The sequence below is a fragment of the Kribbella sp. C-35 genome (genome assembly GCF_046549195.1).
In the GTDB taxonomy this organism is placed as follows: Bacteria; Actinomycetota; Actinomycetes; order Propionibacteriales; family Kribbellaceae; genus Kribbella.
The window spans coordinates 860472-875297 of the sequence record NZ_JAJPWG010000004.1; the positions used below are offsets into that span (position 1 = coordinate 860472).

Consider the following 14826-nt stretch of genomic DNA (forward strand, 5'->3'; position numbering starts at 1 on the left):
TCCGCACACGTGGTATGCGTAGATGTCATGGACTTCGCCGATGTCTCGCTGGTGGCCCTGCGCGTGTTCCGGGAGGTCGCCGAACGCGGTACGTTCACCGCCGCGGCGACTGCGCTCGGGTACACGCAGTCGGCCGTCTCCCGCCAGATCGCCGGCCTCGAACGCGCCGCCGGCAACCAGCTCCTCGAGCGTCGCCGCGAAGGCGTCGCGCTCACTGCCGCAGGACAGGTGGTACTGCGGAACGCCGCCGGCGTCCTCGACCAGATCGACGCGACAGCCCGCGAGCTGGCCGGCCTCCCGGTCGCGGGTGGAACCGTGCGGCTCGGCTGGTTCCCGAGCGCGGGCGCGGTCTTGTTGCCGCGGGCAATCAGCGCGGTACGTCGTACGCACCCGGCGATCACTGTTACGACGCGGGAGGGTTCCACGCCCGCGCTGGTCCGGGCGCTCCGGGCCGGGACGATCGACCTCGCGGTGATCGCGTCCGCTCCGCCGTTCCGGCCGCCGGACGCCGAGTCGCCGGCGTTGAAGCTGGAGACGCTCGCGGAGCGGAGCCTGCGGCTGGCGGTGCCGACCGGGCATCCGCTCGCGGCGTCCGACGCGGTCGAGGTCGCAGACCTGCGCGGTCAGCGGTGGATTGCCGGACCGGCGTCGAGCAGCGAGCTGTGGATGGGCGTGTGGCCGGGGCTGGACGAGCGGCCGGTGATCGCGCACACGGTCCGCGACTGGCTCGCAAAGCTTCAGTTGGTCGCGGCCGGGGCGGGGCTCACCACGATCTCCGCGTCGATGGCCTCCGCGGTGCCACCGGGTGTCCGGGTGGTCACGGTCCGAGGCGGACCGCAGGAGCTCCGACGCACCATCCTCGCCCGGTTACCCGGCCGCATGCCCGAGCCAACAGCCCTACTGGCCGCCGCCGTGCGTGCCGCCGCGGTCGACGTCAACCCGCCCACCTGACCCCTCAACCTGAGGAGGTTGGTGTTCGTCGTCGTCGCCGTTGCGGGCCTTGTCGAACTCCTTCATTGCGCGGGCCGCGTTGCGGGTCAGCTCGGGGAGTTTCTTGGCGCCGAACAGCAGTACGACGATGACCAGGATGACGATCCATTCGCCGCCTTCGGGCAGCGCGAGCTCTGGCACCATGACAAGCCTTCTTTCCAGTCAATCCCCGTCCAACGTACGTCGGTCCGCGAACCGTAGGCTGGGCCATATGTCACGAGTCCTGCCCGAGTTGTTCGCGGCCGCGGTCCGCCGGGACGGCGGCGCCCCGTTCCTCACCTACTACGACGACACGACCGGCGAGCGGATCGAGCTCAGCGCGGTCACCACCGCGAACTGGGTCGCGAAGACCGCCAACCTGCTCGTCGACGAGTACGACCTGGAGGCCGGCGAAACCGTCGCGATCGGTCTGCCGCCGCACTGGCTCGGCGTGGTCTGGGCGCTGTCCACCTGGTCGGTCGGCGCCTCGCTGACCAGCGGCACCGGGACCCTCGCGATCACCGGGCCGGACTTCACGATCCGCGGCGAGCGGGAGACCGTCGCCTCCGCGCTGCTCCCGCTCGGCGGCCGCTTCCGCGAGCCGCTCCCGGACGGCATCCAGGACTACGGCGCCGAGGTCTACAACCATCCGGACGTGTTCGTCCCGTTCGACCCGCCGACGCCTGCGTCCCCGGCGTACGACGACCTCACCCACGAGGACCTGGTCGGTACGGCCGAACCGATCAGCGATCGTATCCTCACCACACGCACCCTGACGGACCGCGACGGCCTGGCCCTGCTGGTCGGCGTGATCGCCGGGGGTGGTTCGATCGTGCTCTGCCGCAACCTGGACGCCGCGAAGCTGGAGCGTCGGGTAACGGACGAGAAGGTCGACCGAGTACTCGACAATGGGGAGGGGTAGCGTGCAGCGGTTCCAAGGAAAGGTCGCACTGGTTACGGCGGCGGCGCAGGGCATCGGTTCGGCGGTCGCGCGGCGGCTGGCCGACGAAGGCGCGTCGGTGGTGGTGACCGATCTCCAGGAGGAGAAGGTCACCGAGGTCGCGAAGGAGATCGGCCCGAACGCGCTCGGGATTCGGGTCGATGTGACGAGTCGGGACGACGTCGACGCGGCGGTCGCGGCCGCGGTCGAGCGGTTCGGTCGCCTGGACGTCGTGGTGAACAACGCCGGCGGCTGCATCGTGCGCTCCGTGCCCGAGGACGCCACCGCCGAGGAGTGGCACGCGCAGCTGGACCTCACGCTGGTCGGCGCCTCGCGCTGCATCCAGGCGGCTTTGCCCCAGCTGGTGCAGAACCGCGGCAACGTCGTCACGATCAGCTCGGTGAACGGGATCGCCGCCTTCGGCAACATCGAGTACTCCGCCGCCAAGGCCGGACAGGTCGCGATGACGGTCAACTACGCCGCCCGCTACGGCAACCTCGGCGTCCGGTTCAATGTGGTTGCCCCAGGCACCATTCGGACCCCGAACTGGGACAACCAGCCGGAAACCCTGGAGAAGTTCGGCACGATGTACCCGCTCGGCCGCATCGGCGAGCCCGAGGACATCGCCGCCGCCGTCGCCTTCCTCGCCTCCGACGACGCCTCCTGGATCACCGGCCACACCCTCCCGGTGGAAGGCGGCGTCCTCACCGGCCCCGGCGTCCTAGACCTGTCGACCACCGGCGCCTTCAAGAAGGAGTATCCCGGGCTCTGAACAGCTGCTCGGCCTGGGCCAGGGCGGCGGGATCGCCCGTAGTGCGGTGCAGGCCGCGGAGTGCGTGGGCCTGTTCGAGTTTGTTGCCGAAGGCGCCCCAGTCCGCGGCTGCGCGCGCGAACCCGGCGGCCGCGGTCTCGGTGTCGCCGCGGTGTTCGGCGAGTAGCGCCTGGGCCGTCGTCGCGGCGTACTCGCGCATCGGCAGCACCGGATCCACGGAGTCCGCGAGGACGGCCGCGGCTTCGGCGTGGCCCACGGCGAGCGCCGCCCGCACCAGCGACGGCAAGCGGACATCGAATTCGATGCTGCCGTGCAGATCGGCCAGCGAGGCGAGCAACTGCAGGATCTCCAGGACGCCGTCCCGGTCGCCGTCGCGCGCACGCGTCGTCGCCGCGGGCGAGGCCGCAACAGCGATCATGTCCGGCCAGCCCGCCTCGACCGCCACCCGGTACGCCTCCTCGGCGTGATCGCGAGCGCCCGGAAGGCCGGCCTCGGCCTCCGCCACCGCCAGCGCGCCGAGGACCTCGATGCGCCGCAACAGGGTGAACGCCGGCGAAGGGTGCTCGAGCTGGGCCCGGCACGCCGCGATCACCTCGGCCGACCGGCCGGTCTCGATCATCAACTGCAGGACGGTACAGCCGATCTGCTCCTCCATCTCGGCCAACCGGCGCCGGGCGGAGAACTCGCGAGCCGCTTCCAGCTCGCCCAAGGCAACCACCGGTCCCTCGATCTGCCACAGCACCCAGCCGTAGTTCAGCCATGTCACCGCCGCATCGCGCCCCCGACCGCCCTCGAGCAGCGCGGTCAGCGCCTCCTTGACGTCGACCAGCCCACCGGTGTCACCCAGACCGACCCGGGCGAGCCCCCGCGACTCCAGGGCCCGGTGCGGTACGTCGTACCCCTGCTCGGTCGCGATCCGCAGGGCACGGTTCGCCGAGTCGATCGCATCCTGATAACGGCTCGCGACCACCCGGATGCTCGCCTGGCCGGACAGCAACAGCACCAGGTCCTCGCTCGGCCCGAGCTCCTCGAGCATCCCGACCGCCCGGTCGACCGTCGCCAGGCTCTCCTCCATGCTGGTCAGCGAGTACGTCGAGGCTCGTAGGGCGAGCGCGACTCCGCGGGTGTCCCCGATCGCCTCGAATCCGGCGATCGCCTCGAGGTACGCGGCCTGGGCGTCGCCGAGGCGGCCCGCCTGGAAAGCCGCCCAGCCCCAGCGCAGCAGGACGGTGGGACGTTCGGGATCGCCGGCCGGGCTCAGGGCCAGCGCGCGGTCGAGCAGGGCGAGCGCCTCGTTGGTGTCGAGGTTCATCGCCAGCTCCGCAGCCATCAGCTGGTACTTCCGCGCCCGGGGAGCGATCGCCGCGACCGCGTCCGTGTCGCCCGCTGCGGCGGCAAGGTCGAGTGCCGTGCTGAGGTGGTACGCGATCAGGTTCGGCGTCTCGGCCTGACAGGCAGCGCAGCGCAGCTCGAGCCAGTCGGCGGCAGCGAGGTGCCGTGCCGACCGAGCCGCGCGCGGCACCTGGCTGTAGGCGACGTCGCGGGTCAGTGCATGCCAGAAGGAGTATTCGCGCTGGTCCAGCATCGACGACCGCCGGACCGGTCGCACCAGCTCCTTGCGGGCCAGCTCCTGCAGCGCCTGGACGACCTCCGCCGGGTCGCGGCCGGACAAGGCGGCGACGGCTTCGGCCCAGAACACCCGGCCGACCACGGCGGCATCCGCGAGCAGTGCCTTGCGATCGGGGTCCAGCGTGTCCAGCCGAGCCGCGATGAGCGCGGCGATGCCTGCGGGCAGCTCGGCAGAGGTGGCTTGGTCCGGGCCGCAGTCGGTCACGATCCGGGCGAGTTCCTCGGCGTACAAGGGGTTGCCGTCGGCACGGCGTACCAGACGCCGGCGGATCTCCGCCGGCACGTCCTGACCGGCGAGCATCCCGGTGAGGAGTTGATCGGTCTCGTCCGCCGTCAGCGGGGAGAGGCCGAGGGTGAGGGCGTTCTGGATCCCGCGGGTCCACTGCGGTCCGCGTTCGAGCAGCTCGGGGCGGGCGGTGACGACGACCACCAGCGGCAGGTCGGTCAGCCATTCGGCCAGGTGATCGACGAAGGCGAGCATCGCATCCGTGGCCCAGTGCAGATCCTCGAACACCAGGACCACGGGCGACTGCTCGGCGAACGATTCCAGCAGTTGCCGCCAGGCCGCGAACGACTCCTCCTGGGTCGCCGACCCCGGCTGAGCGGACTGGTCGGCGCCGACCAAGGGGCCGACCCGGGCCCGCAGCCAGGCACGGTCCGCGCCGTCCGGCACGATCGCGTCGAGCTTGGCCACGGCCTGCGCCGGCGGGTCGGTGTCCAGGATCCCGGCCTGCACCTTGAAGATCTCGGCGATCGGCCCGAACGGCGTCTCGCCGTACGGCAGCGATCGGCCTTCGCGCCAGGTGACGAGCTCGTCGTGCCGATCGAGCCAGGCGCCGAACTCCGCGGTCAGCCGCGACTTGCCGATGCCCGGCTCGCCGAGCAGCGTGACGAACTGCGGCACCCGCTCCGCGAGGGCCTTCTCGAACGCCGTGCACAGCAAGGTCAGATCGCGCTGCCGGCCGACCATCGGCGTACTGAGGTCGCGGATGACGTCCGTACCGAAGCGTGCTCGCGGCGAGCCGGCCTGCCAGCGTTCGACCGGACGGCTGACTCCCTTGGCCGCAACGGGTTCCAGCGCGTCGTAGCCGAAGACGCGATTCGTCGCCTCGTGAGTACCGTGCCCGACGACGACCGCGCCGATCGGCGCGGAGGACTGCAGACGGGCCGCGAGGTTGACCACCATGCCGGTGACGAACGGCTCGCCGAGCTCGGGTCGCGCGGTCAGCTGGACGAGCGCCTCACCGGTCTCGATGCCGATCCGGACCTCCAGCGGCCCGTTCGGCAGCGTCCGCACCGCCTCGAGGATCGCCAGGCCGGCCCGGACCGCCCGTTCGGCGTCGTCTTCCCGGGACCGCGGCGCGCCGAAGACGGCCAGGATGGCGTCCCCGGCGAACTTCTCGACGGTCCCGCCGTACCGCTCGACCGTCTGCCGCAGGGTCGAGTGGTACGGCGCCAGCCAGCGCCGGACGTCCTCGGGGTCGGCGGACTCGGACGCGGTCGTGAAGCCGACGAGGTCGCAGAACAGCACCGTGACGACCTTGCGTTCCTCGGTCATCGCGCCCCCAGGCGGTTCGGGCCGGATCGGTTCAGCTCCCGGACTCGAGGCTGCGGATCCGGGCGGTCAGGGCCTTGAGCAGGGCCTGGGCGACGTCCGGGTTCGCCTTCACGACCGGCTCGAACGCGAGCGCGGACAGCGCGAACGTGGTCAGCCCGTCCGGCCCGGCCACCACGGTCGCGGACCGCGGCAGGCCGTCGATCAGCGAGACCTCGCCGAAGTAGTCCCCCACTTCCAGCGGCTCACGGACGACGCCGTTGACCTCCACGGCGGCCGAGCCCGCCAGCACCACCTGCAGGCCGGCGTCGTGCGCACCCTGCTCGACCACATGGCTACCGGCCGGAACCTTCAGCGTGGTGCCACGCTCGATCAGGTCGGACAGCGTGTCCTTGGACAGCCCGTGGAAGAGATCGATCTTCGCCAGGAACTGCGGCAGGCTCTCGTGACTCATGGATCGCACCCCTCGATCGTGCCCGGTGCCCGGGCAGCTCAGTGAACTGCGCCACAGGCTACAGCCGGTGCGGGACCCTCGACCACGATTCAGCCTTTCGGCCACGCTTCCCAGGCGGTGGCGAACATGTCGTCGACCGTGTACGTGTTCTGCCAGGCGAGGTCCCGGGTGGCCAGGTCGCCGCTGGCAACGACCCGGGACGGGTCGCCGGGGCGGCGGGGGCCCTCGGTCGGGGTGAAGTCGATTCCGGTGACTCGGCGGGCGGCATCCATGATCTCGCGGACCGACGTACCGGTGCCGCTGCCGAGGTTGTAGACGGGTTCGAGGGTCTTGCCGGACTCGAGGGCGCGGGCGGCCGCGACGTGGGCGCGGGCCAGGTCGGCGACGTGCACGTAGTCCTTGACCGACGTACCGTCCGGGGTCGGGTGGTCGGTGCCGTAGATCTGCGGCACCTTCCCCTCCGTGAGCAGGTTGCAGACGATCGGGAACAGGTTGTACGGCGAGGCGTCGTACACCGTCGGGTCACCGGATCCCACGACGTTGAAGTAGCGCAGCGAGGTGTGGTGCAGCTCGGTCGCGGCCGCCTGGTCGCGGAGCAGCCACTCGCCGATCAGCTTCGACTCGCCGTACGGCGACTGCGGGTCCGGCGCGGTGTCCTCCGTCACCACCTCGTCGCGAGGCGTCCCGTAGACGCCGGCGCTGGACGAGAACACGAGGTTGCGGATCTCCTGGTCCGCCATCGCTTCGAGCAGCGACACCATCGCGGTCACGTTCTGCGTGTACGTGTGCAGCGGGCGCTGCACCGACACCCCGGCGTACTTGAAGCCCGCGAGATGTACGACGCCATCGACGCCCTCCAGCGCCTGGCGGACCGCCGTGCCGTCGAGCAGGTTGGCCTGCACGAACGGCACGCCGTCCGGGACGAACTCCGCCTTCCCGCTCGACAGGTCGTCGATCACGACCACGTCGATCCCGTCGTTGCGGAAGGCACGCACCACATGCGCCCCGATGTATCCGGCACCACCAGTCACAAGCCACGTCATGTCTCAGATCCTGCCACCAGAAGCCGGCGAGGACCCCGCAAACGGGCCGAACCTGTACCAATTAGCAGACAGTTCCCAGGTCACTCACGGGTTCGGAGTTTGGGTGTCAGCAGGAACGCTCCGACGTACAGCAGGGCGGCGATGATCAGCAGGCCGTGGAAGCCGATGATCAGGGCCGCGTACTCGAGGCAGCCGCCGAGCATCGCGCCGAGCAGGTTCGCGCCGAACGACGCCGTACCGTCGGCGGTGTCGGTGAACCGCTTCGCGAAGATCACGTTCGCCGCGAAGATCGGCAGGAACGCGATCAGCACCGCGACCAGCGCCCGCAACCCGACCGGCATCGACAGCAGCCAACTGTCCGGGAACACCCACGACAACGCGAGCCCGCCGAACAGCACGGCGAACATCACCTTGATCGGCGGTGTCTTGAACCGCCTCGTCACTTCGACCGCCGCGAGCACCGCCACCAGCACGCCGGCGAACACGATCGCGTTCACGACCCACGTCGTACCGAACAGCAACGCGAACCCGGTGATGCTCTTCGTCTCCAGCAACATGAACCCGGCCCCGAGCAGGAACAGGTCCGCGTACGGGCGCATCCGCTTGTACGACGCACCGCCGCCGGCGATCCCGACGCCGACGAGACCGGCGACCAGGATCAGCCCGAGCGTGACCAGGTAGAGCGAAGGGATCCGGTCCGTGAACAAGTACAGGAACGGCCGGTTGTCCGTGGCCGGCGGCGGAGTCTCCGCCGTTGCCCCGGGCCACTCGGCGGAACACGTCTGGTCCTGCTCGGTCAGGCCGACCGTCACGACTGCCTGCTGCAGACCGTCGCCGATCTTGTCCACACAGGGCTTGTGCCCGAACGCGTGCTGCGCCGTCGACGCGAGCCGGTCGATCAGCCAGGTCTCGCGGTAGTAGTTGTACATCGCGAACGCGCCACCCGGGTTCAGGTGGTCACGCGCCGACTCGAACGCCTGCTGCGTGAACAGGTAGCTCTCCAGCCGCAGCGAGCTCGCGCCGTTGACCAGCGTCAGCGAGTCCGGCAGCGCCAGCAGGATCAGGTCGTACTTCTTGTCCGTCCGGGACAGGAACGCCCGCCCGTCGTCGATGTGCGAGCTCACCCGCGGGTCCTGGTACGGCTTGTCCGGGTGCAGCGCCTTGCCGAGGTCGCGGATCCGCGGGTCGATCTCGACCGCGTCGACGTGCTGCGCGCCCTTCTTCAGTGCGATCGCCACGTCCGAACCCGAGCCGGCGCCGATGATCAGCACGTTCTTCGGCTGCTTACCCGCGTTCGCCCGCTCGTACGGCAGTCCGTACTGCGGCTCCCACTGCAGACGCGCATCGGCCGGGATCGCCTGCTGATGCGGTACGCCGTTCACGGTGATGGTCAGCAGCGGCACACCCTCCCAGGTGTACTGCTTCGTCTGCACCTTGTAGTACGGCGACCAGCTGTTCTCCGGCTTGGTCGACTCCTTGAACAGCACCCCGAGCATCACGAGCAGCGGCGCCAGCACCATCGCGGCACTCAGCCCGGTGGCGACCGCCCGCCGGCCGGCTCCGGAAGACTGCGGGATCATCAGCACCGCGAACACGACCGTGACGATGAGCCCCCACCAGATCGGCGGCGCGCCCAGGAACGACAGCGCGGTGAACGCGACGATCCCGATCAGCGATCCGACCAGGTCGAACCGGTACGCCGTGAGTCGCGGAAGCTCCCCGAAACAACGGCCGACCAGCTCGGCGGGACCGGCCAGCACCACGGCGGCCGCGATGAAGACGATCGGCAGGATCACCCAGACCGGCGGGCCGGTGGTGTTCAGGCTGGTGAAGTAGATGACGCTCGACGAGCTGCCGCGGTTGACCGTGACCGGCTTCCACGCGATCACCAGGACCAGCAGGCCCAGCATGATCGGCGAGTAGTACGGCAGCCGTTTCGCCCGGCCGGAACGCAGTACGCCGATCCCGATCCCGAGGAACGAGCCGAGCAGCACGAAGTTCGAGAAGTAACTGAGATGGACGACGTTGGAACCGGTCCAGCGGATCAGCGCGAGCTCGACGAACAGCATCAGCGCGCTGGACGCGACCAACCGCGTCCGGACACCGAACGGGCTCGGCCAACCGGTCGTGACGACGGGATCAGTAGCGGAGTCGACTGCCATGCGGGGCGACGTTACCGGATATCGAAGTGCTCTGCGTCACCCCGCAGGCATCGTTACTTTCTGTTCAAATTGCGGTCAGTGACGGCGGGCCGGCTTGGGGAGTTCGCAGCCGGACTTGTTCAGGTCGATGGTGCGGTTCGCGGTCAGGCAGGTGTAGAGCCACCAGGTCTGCTGGCCGTACGCCGCACCTTGGTCGACGGTGACGTTGCCGTCGGCGTCGACCTCGCACGGGTTGTTGACCGTGCACTGCTCGCCGTCCTCGTTCCCGGTGTTGTTGACGCCGATCACCTCTCCGGTCGAGGTGCTGACCACCGGCGATCCCGACGTACCGCCGATCGTCTCGCAGCCGGGCTGCTGGTACTTGATCGAGTTCTGCCAGGTCCAGTCGCCTTCGCGGAGCTGCGGGATCGTCGCCTGCACCGAGCAGGTGTAGATCCGCTTCCAATACCCCGACACGACGGCCATGCCGGCGCCGTCCGCGGGGCCCTGCTTGGCCAGCGTCAATGGGGTGACATTCAGGCGGCTCTTGATCGACGCGTAGGACTCGTTGACCTGGTACACGATCATGTCGGTCTTGGTCATCGTGCCGAATAGGATCTTCTCGGCGCGGATCGTGCCGGCCCGGTTCGAGTCCGGCTTCAGCAGCGTGATCGAGCGCGTCGACGTCTTGTTCACCAGGACCTGGCCGGGCTGCAGGAACCCGCCCTCGTAGCAGTGCCCGTTGGTGAGGACGAGCGCCTTGTCGGTGGCGACCGATTCGGCGTACCGGACGAGGGACGCGGAGCAGTTGCTCAGTGCGGCGATGCCGGTGAAGTCGGCGCCAGGGGCCGCGGCTTGGGCGGAGCTGGTGCCGAGGAGGGTTGTCGTCGCGACCGCGGTGGCGGCCAGCAGCGTACGGAACAGTTTCATGGGGGCGGTTTCCTCACTGTTTGTGCTTGCAGCACTTCGTAACGCATCCCCGGGCCGGTCACCATCACAGTTGCGTGAAACCGGCTGTCCACAGGGTCATCGCAGGGGTTTTCCTGCGCTCCGTGTCAGGACTGCTACTCTTCGTCTCCGGATCCGCCCGGTCTCGAACCATCGCCTGCCCCGGCACGTCATACCAAGCGACGTGGAGAGACAAGGTACGGTCGGCAGAGCCCGCCCGGAGGAGAACGGAAGGACGTCATGCCGCAGGAGAAGCCAGACCTGCGCAATCTTCGCGAGCCGGTCCGGTTCAAGCGGGCGCTGACCCTGCTGCTGATGACCCTGGTCCTGCCGGGATCGGCGCAGATCGTCGCGGGCAGCAGAAAGACCGGCCGCTGGGTCTGGCGGGTGGTCGCCGGCCTGGTCGCCATCGTGATCTTCTTCGTGATCCTGGGCCTGATCTGGCGGTCCGGCACGATCAACATCCTGGCCCGCCCGGGCACGCTGCGGATCGTCCAGGTGCTGCTGATCCTGCTCGCGATCGGCTGGGCGGCGCTGTTCGTGGACGCGTACCGGCTCGGTCAGCCGCTGACGCTGGAGCGGAACCACCGCCTGATGACCAGCATCATGGACGGCGTCCTGATCTTCGTCGTCGTCGGCGCCCTGATCTACGCCAGCGTGATCGTGAACACCCAGCGCGACTTCGTCGCCAGCGTGTTCGGCAACGGGCAGAAGTCGAAGGCCGACAAGGGCCGCTACAACGTGCTGCTGATGGGCGGCGACTCCGGCGCGGACCGGATCGGCACCCGGCCGGACAGCATGACGGTGGCGAGCATCGACGCGGACACCGGCCGGACGGTCCTGATCGGCCTCCCGCGGAACCTGGCCAAGGTCCCGTTCCCGGCCGGTACGGCGATGGCGAAGCAGTTCCCCGAGGGCTTCAAGTGGAACAAGTGCGCCGCCGAATGCCTGCTGAACGCGGTCTACACGTACGCCGTCGACCACAAGAACCTGTTCCCCGGCGACGCGAACCCCGGTGAGACCGCGACCATGCAGGCCATCGAGGCGGTCACCGGGCTGAAGCTGAACTACTACGTGCTGATCGACCTGGCCGGCTTCCGCGACCTGCTGAACGCGGTCGGCGGCATCACCCTGGACATCGGCAAGCGGGTCCCGATCGGCGGCGGCAGCTCGCCGATCAAGGGCTACATCGAGGCCGGCAAGAACCAGCACCTGGACGGGTACCACGCGCTCTGGTTCGCTCGTTCCCGGGCGGAGTCGTCGGACTACGAACGGATGGCGCGGCAGAAGTGCGTGATGTCCGCGATGCTGAACCAGCTGTCCCCGCAGACCGTGCTGACCAAGTTCCAGGGCATCGCGTCGGCCAGCAAACAGGTGGTCAAGACCAACATCCCGGCGGGTGAACTGGGCACTTTCACGGATCTCGCGCTGGACGCGAAGAAGCTGCCGGTGTCAAGCTTCTCCGCGGTCCCGCCGTTGATCCACACCGGCGACCCGGACTTCGCGCTGATCCGGACCAAGGTCGCGGAGACGATCGCGAAGTCCGAATCGCTGGACAAGGACGGCGCGGGAGGAGACGGTAAGAGTCCGAGCACTCCGAGTAGCAGCAAGCCGACCAGTAGTAGTACGACGAAGAAGCCGAGCACCGGCACCACCAAGAAGCCGACCAGCTCTCCGACCACACCAGCCGCCGGCGTCGACGACGTCGCCTCGATCTGTAAGGCCTGACCTGATATGCCGCTGTCCCACTGGCCACCCGTGTCCGTCGTGATGCCCGTGCTGAACGAGGAACGCCATCTCGAGGAGGCGGTCGGCCGCGTCCTCGAGCAGGACTACCCCGGCAACCTGGAGGTCGTCCTGGCGATCGGCCCGAGCAAGGACCGGACCCAGGAGATCGCGGACAAGCTGGCCGAGAAGGATCACCGGATCAGCATCGTGCCGAACCCGACCGGTAAGACGCCGGCCGCGCTGAACGTCGGCATCGCGCACGCCAAGCACGACATCCTGGTCCGGGTCGACGGGCACGGCGCGCTCACCGACGGGTACATCACCCGCGCGGTCGAGGTGCTGGACGAGAGCGGCGCGGACAACGTGGGCGGCGTGATGGCCGCGGAGGGCCGGACCCCGACCGAGATGGCGGTCGCCTGCGCGTACCGCTCCCGGCTGGGTCTGGGCGCGTCGACGTTCCACCAGGGCGGCAAGCCCGGTCCGGCCGACACCGTGTACCTCGGGGTGTTCCGGCGGGCCGCGCTGGAGCGGGTCGGCGGGTTCGACGAGACGATGCACCGGGCCCAGGACTGGGAGCTGAACTACCGGATCCGCAAGACCGGCGGCCTGATCTGGTTCAGCCCGGACCTGTCCGTCACGTACCGGCCGCGGTCGTCGCTGTCCGCAGTGGCGAAGCAGTTCTTCCACACCGGCCAGTGGCGCCGCGAGGTGATCCGCCGGCACCCGGAGACCGCCAGCAAGCGGTACCTGGCACCGCCGGTCGCGGTCATCGCGCTGACCGTCGGCACTATCCTCGGCATCATCGGCCTGGCCACCGGCATCAGCTGGCTCGACCTCGGCTTCCTGGCCCCGCTCGGGTACGCCGTACTGCTGCTCGTCGGCTCGGCCGTCGAGGGCCGCTACCTGCCGTGGAAGGCGCTGGCCTGGCTCCCGCTGGTGTGCGCGACCATGCACGTCTCCTGGGGCCTCGGCTTCCTCATCGGCCTCCGAGAGAAGCCGAAGGCCGTCTAACCGCGGGTCGACTTGATGTAGGCGGCCACGACTTCGTCGACGGGGCCGTCGAGCTTCAGTACGCCGGCGTCCAGCCAGAGGGCGCGGTTGCAGGTCTCCTGCACCACGTCCAGGCTGTGGCTGACCAGGAACACCGTGCCGGCCTGGTCGCGGAGCTCCTTGATCTTGCGTTCCGACCGGACCCGGAACTCGGCGTCACCGGTCGCCAGCGCCTCGTCGACGAGCAGGATGTCGTGCGTCTTCGCGGACGCGATCGCGAACTTCAACCGGGCCGCCATCCCGGAGGAGTACGTCGACATCGGCAGGTCGATGAAGTCGCCGATGCCGGAGAAGTCGACGATCTCGTCGTACCGGCGCTGGATCTCGGCCGCGGACATGCCCATCGCGAGGCAGCCGAGGACGACGTTGCGGTCGCCGGTGAGGTCGTTCATCATCGCCGCGTTGACACCGAGCAGCGACGGCCGGCCGCCGGTGTAGACGGCCCCGGACGCGGGCGGCAGCAGGCCGGCGATCGCGCGCAGCATCGTCGACTTCCCGGAGCCGTTGCGCCCGATCACGCCGATCGCATCACCCTTGTAGGCCGTGAAGCTGACGTTCTTGACCGCGTGCACTTCGCGGATCGTCGGCCGGTCCTGGCGCCTCACGATCCGCCGTAGCGCGGTCGCCGCCGTACCCTTGCCGCCCTGGCCGGCGATCACCTTGTAGATGATGTCCAACCGGTCCGCGATGACTGTGGGTTCAGCCTCGGCCATAGCGGTCCTCCGCCTGCCAGAAGTACCAGAATCCGGCTGCCAGCATCACGAATGACCAGACGATCGCGATCGACCAGGCGTGCGGCAACTGGTTCCGCTCGTGCTCCTCGAGCAGCGACCGGCGGATGATGTCGATGTACGCCGAGATCGGGTTGAACGCGAGCACCTGGACCACCCAGCCCGGCGCGTCGATCTGGTTCAGCTTGGCCGGCAGCGAGAAGAAGATCCCGGACGCGTACAGCCAGGTGCGGGTGACGAACGGCAGCAGCTGCGTGATGTCGGAGACGAACGTCCCGATCCGCGCGAAGACCAGTGTGATCCCGATGTTGAACATGACCTGCAGCAGCATCGCCGGTACGACGAGCAGCCAGCGCCACGCGGGTCCGTCGGTGAACCCGACGACCACGAACAGGATGCCGAGCGACACCAGCATCTGGTTCAGCTCGTTCAGCACGTACGCGAGCGGGAGGGTCGCGCGCGGGAAGTGCAGGGTGCGGATCAGCGACAGGTTCAATGCGAGTGATCGCGAGCCTTCGGTCATGCAGCGCTGCGTGAACGTGAACACGAAGATCCCGCTGAGCAGGAACGCGACGTAGTTGTCGATCCCGTTCTTCGTGCCGAGCAGGACCCCGAAGGCGAGGTAGTAGACCGCCGCGTTCAGCAGCGGCGTCAGTACCTGCCAGATCGATCCGAGGCGAGCCCCGGCGTACATTGCGTACGTGCGGGCGGCCGCGTAGCTGACGACGAACTGGCGACGGCTCCACAACTCGTGCAAGTACGCACGGAGCGGTGGGCGCACGGAGCTCTTGGAGAGTCCGTAGCGCCGCGCCAACGCCGCGGGATCGGTCTCTGCGGCGGTCGGCATTGCGCCAATGTACTGCGCT

General features: G+C 69.1%; 13 protein-coding genes. 5 read left to right on the plus strand and 8 right to left on the minus strand.

Annotated elements, in window-relative coordinates; genetic code table 11:
* Positions 1-27 precede the first annotated feature (27 nt).
* Positions 28-951 (plus strand): LysR family transcriptional regulator, encoded by a 924-nt coding sequence (locus tag ACLJOO_RS29910; protein ID WP_410790800.1) that lies wholly within the window; start codon positions 28-30, stop codon positions 949-951.
* Here ACLJOO_RS29910 and ACLJOO_RS29915 read toward each other — a convergent pair.
* Positions 898-1134 (minus strand): twin-arginine translocase TatA/TatE family subunit, encoded by a 237-nt coding sequence (locus tag ACLJOO_RS29915; RefSeq protein WP_410790801.1) that lies wholly within the window; start codon positions 1132-1134, stop codon positions 898-900. The genes ACLJOO_RS29910 and ACLJOO_RS29915 overlap by 54 nt on opposite strands.
* 67 nt (positions 1135-1201) lie before the next feature.
* On the opposite strand from ACLJOO_RS29915, the gene ACLJOO_RS29920 reads away from it, so the two are divergent.
* Together ACLJOO_RS29920 and ACLJOO_RS29925 are read left to right on the plus strand one after the other, a co-directional pair.
* Positions 1202-1891, plus strand: coding sequence for a TIGR03089 family protein (locus tag ACLJOO_RS29920; RefSeq protein ID WP_410790802.1), 690 nt, complete (start codon positions 1202-1204; stop codon positions 1889-1891).
* 1 nt (position 1892) lies between these two features.
* Positions 1893-2681 carry an SDR family NAD(P)-dependent oxidoreductase gene (locus ACLJOO_RS29925; RefSeq protein ID WP_410790803.1) on the plus strand — a complete coding sequence of 263 codons (789 nt, stop codon included), beginning with the start codon at positions 1893-1895 and terminating at the stop codon, positions 2679-2681.
* Here the strand turns inward: ACLJOO_RS29925 and ACLJOO_RS29930 are convergent.
* The 5 genes from ACLJOO_RS29930 to ACLJOO_RS29950 form a co-directional block, all read right to left on the minus strand.
* Positions 2656-5868 carry an AAA family ATPase gene (locus tag ACLJOO_RS29930; protein WP_410790804.1) on the minus strand — a complete coding sequence of 1071 codons (3213 nt, stop codon included), beginning with the start codon at positions 5866-5868 and terminating at the stop codon, positions 2656-2658. The genes ACLJOO_RS29925 and ACLJOO_RS29930 overlap by 26 nt on opposite strands.
* A gap of 31 nt (positions 5869-5899) precedes the next feature.
* A complete protein-coding gene (locus ACLJOO_RS29935; RefSeq protein ID WP_410790806.1) occupies positions 5900-6319 on the minus strand; it encodes a cyclic nucleotide-binding domain-containing protein in 420 nt (139 codons plus the stop codon).
* 89 nt (positions 6320-6408) lie between these two features.
* Positions 6409-7362, minus strand: coding sequence for a UDP-glucose 4-epimerase GalE (galE, locus tag ACLJOO_RS29940; protein WP_410790807.1), 954 nt, complete (start codon positions 7360-7362; stop codon positions 6409-6411).
* An 80-nt stretch (positions 7363-7442) separates the two neighbouring features.
* On the minus strand, positions 7443-9524 hold the full coding sequence (locus tag ACLJOO_RS29945; protein WP_410790808.1) for a spermidine synthase: 2082 nt from the start codon (positions 9522-9524) through the stop codon (positions 7443-7445).
* A gap of 75 nt (positions 9525-9599) precedes the next feature.
* Positions 9600-10433 carry a serine protease gene (locus tag ACLJOO_RS29950; protein WP_410790809.1) on the minus strand — a complete coding sequence of 278 codons (834 nt, stop codon included), beginning with the start codon at positions 10431-10433 and terminating at the stop codon, positions 9600-9602.
* A gap of 258 nt (positions 10434-10691) precedes the next feature.
* On the opposite strand from ACLJOO_RS29950, the gene ACLJOO_RS29955 reads away from it, so the two are divergent.
* Together ACLJOO_RS29955 and ACLJOO_RS29960 are read left to right on the plus strand one after the other, a co-directional pair.
* The gene (locus tag ACLJOO_RS29955) at positions 10692-12179 is read left to right on the plus strand and encodes an LCP family protein (protein WP_410790810.1); all 1488 of its coding nucleotides are present in this window, start codon (positions 10692-10694) and stop codon (positions 12177-12179) included.
* 6 nt (positions 12180-12185) lie between these two features.
* On the plus strand, positions 12186-13190 hold the full coding sequence (locus ACLJOO_RS29960; RefSeq protein ID WP_410790811.1) for a glycosyltransferase family 2 protein: 1005 nt from the start codon (positions 12186-12188) through the stop codon (positions 13188-13190).
* On the opposite strand, the gene ACLJOO_RS29965 is transcribed toward ACLJOO_RS29960, so the two are convergent.
* Both ACLJOO_RS29965 and ACLJOO_RS29970 read right to left on the minus strand, forming a co-directional pair.
* Positions 13187-13942, minus strand: a complete 756-nt coding sequence (locus ACLJOO_RS29965) for an ABC transporter ATP-binding protein (protein ID WP_410790812.1) — start codon at positions 13940-13942, stop codon at positions 13187-13189. The two genes, ACLJOO_RS29960 and ACLJOO_RS29965, sit on opposite strands and share 4 nt — an antisense overlap.
* Positions 13929-14807: an ABC transporter permease gene (locus ACLJOO_RS29970; RefSeq protein WP_410790813.1), complete on the minus strand. Its 879-nt coding sequence runs from the start codon at positions 14805-14807 to the stop codon at positions 13929-13931. The genes ACLJOO_RS29965 and ACLJOO_RS29970 overlap by 14 nt, the downstream gene beginning before the upstream one ends.
* Positions 14808-14826: the final 19 nt, after the last annotated feature.

Bases quoted from the DNA above. Each gene is read 5' to 3' on its own strand.
- ACLJOO_RS29910 (WP_410790800.1), top strand. From the start codon at position 28: ATGGACTTCGCCGATGTCTCGCTGGTGGCCCTGCGCGTGTTCCGGGAG.
- ACLJOO_RS29915 (WP_410790801.1), bottom strand. From the start codon at position 1,134: ATGGTGCCAGAGCTCGCGCTGCCCGAAGGCGGCGAATGGATCGTCATC.
- ACLJOO_RS29920 (WP_410790802.1), top strand. From the start codon at position 1,202: ATGTCACGAGTCCTGCCCGAGTTGTTCGCGGCCGCGGTCCGCCGGGAC.
- ACLJOO_RS29930 (WP_410790804.1), bottom strand. From the start codon at position 5,868: ATGACCGAGGAACGCAAGGTCGTCACGGTGCTGTTCTGCGACCTCGTC.
- ACLJOO_RS29935 (WP_410790806.1), bottom strand. From the start codon at position 6,319: ATGAGTCACGAGAGCCTGCCGCAGTTCCTGGCGAAGATCGATCTCTTC.
- galE (WP_410790807.1), bottom strand. From the start codon at position 7,362: ATGACGTGGCTTGTGACTGGTGGTGCCGGATACATCGGGGCGCATGTG.
- ACLJOO_RS29945 (WP_410790808.1), bottom strand. From the start codon at position 9,524: ATGGCAGTCGACTCCGCTACTGATCCCGTCGTCACGACCGGTTGGCCG.
- ACLJOO_RS29950 (WP_410790809.1), bottom strand. From the start codon at position 10,433: ATGAAACTGTTCCGTACGCTGCTGGCCGCCACCGCGGTCGCGACGACA.
- ACLJOO_RS29955 (WP_410790810.1), top strand. From the start codon at position 10,692: ATGCCGCAGGAGAAGCCAGACCTGCGCAATCTTCGCGAGCCGGTCCGG.
- ACLJOO_RS29960 (WP_410790811.1), top strand. From the start codon at position 12,186: ATGCCGCTGTCCCACTGGCCACCCGTGTCCGTCGTGATGCCCGTGCTG.
- ACLJOO_RS29965 (WP_410790812.1), bottom strand. From the start codon at position 13,942: ATGGCCGAGGCTGAACCCACAGTCATCGCGGACCGGTTGGACATCATC.
- ACLJOO_RS29970 (WP_410790813.1), bottom strand. From the start codon at position 14,807: ATGCCGACCGCCGCAGAGACCGATCCCGCGGCGTTGGCGCGGCGCTAC.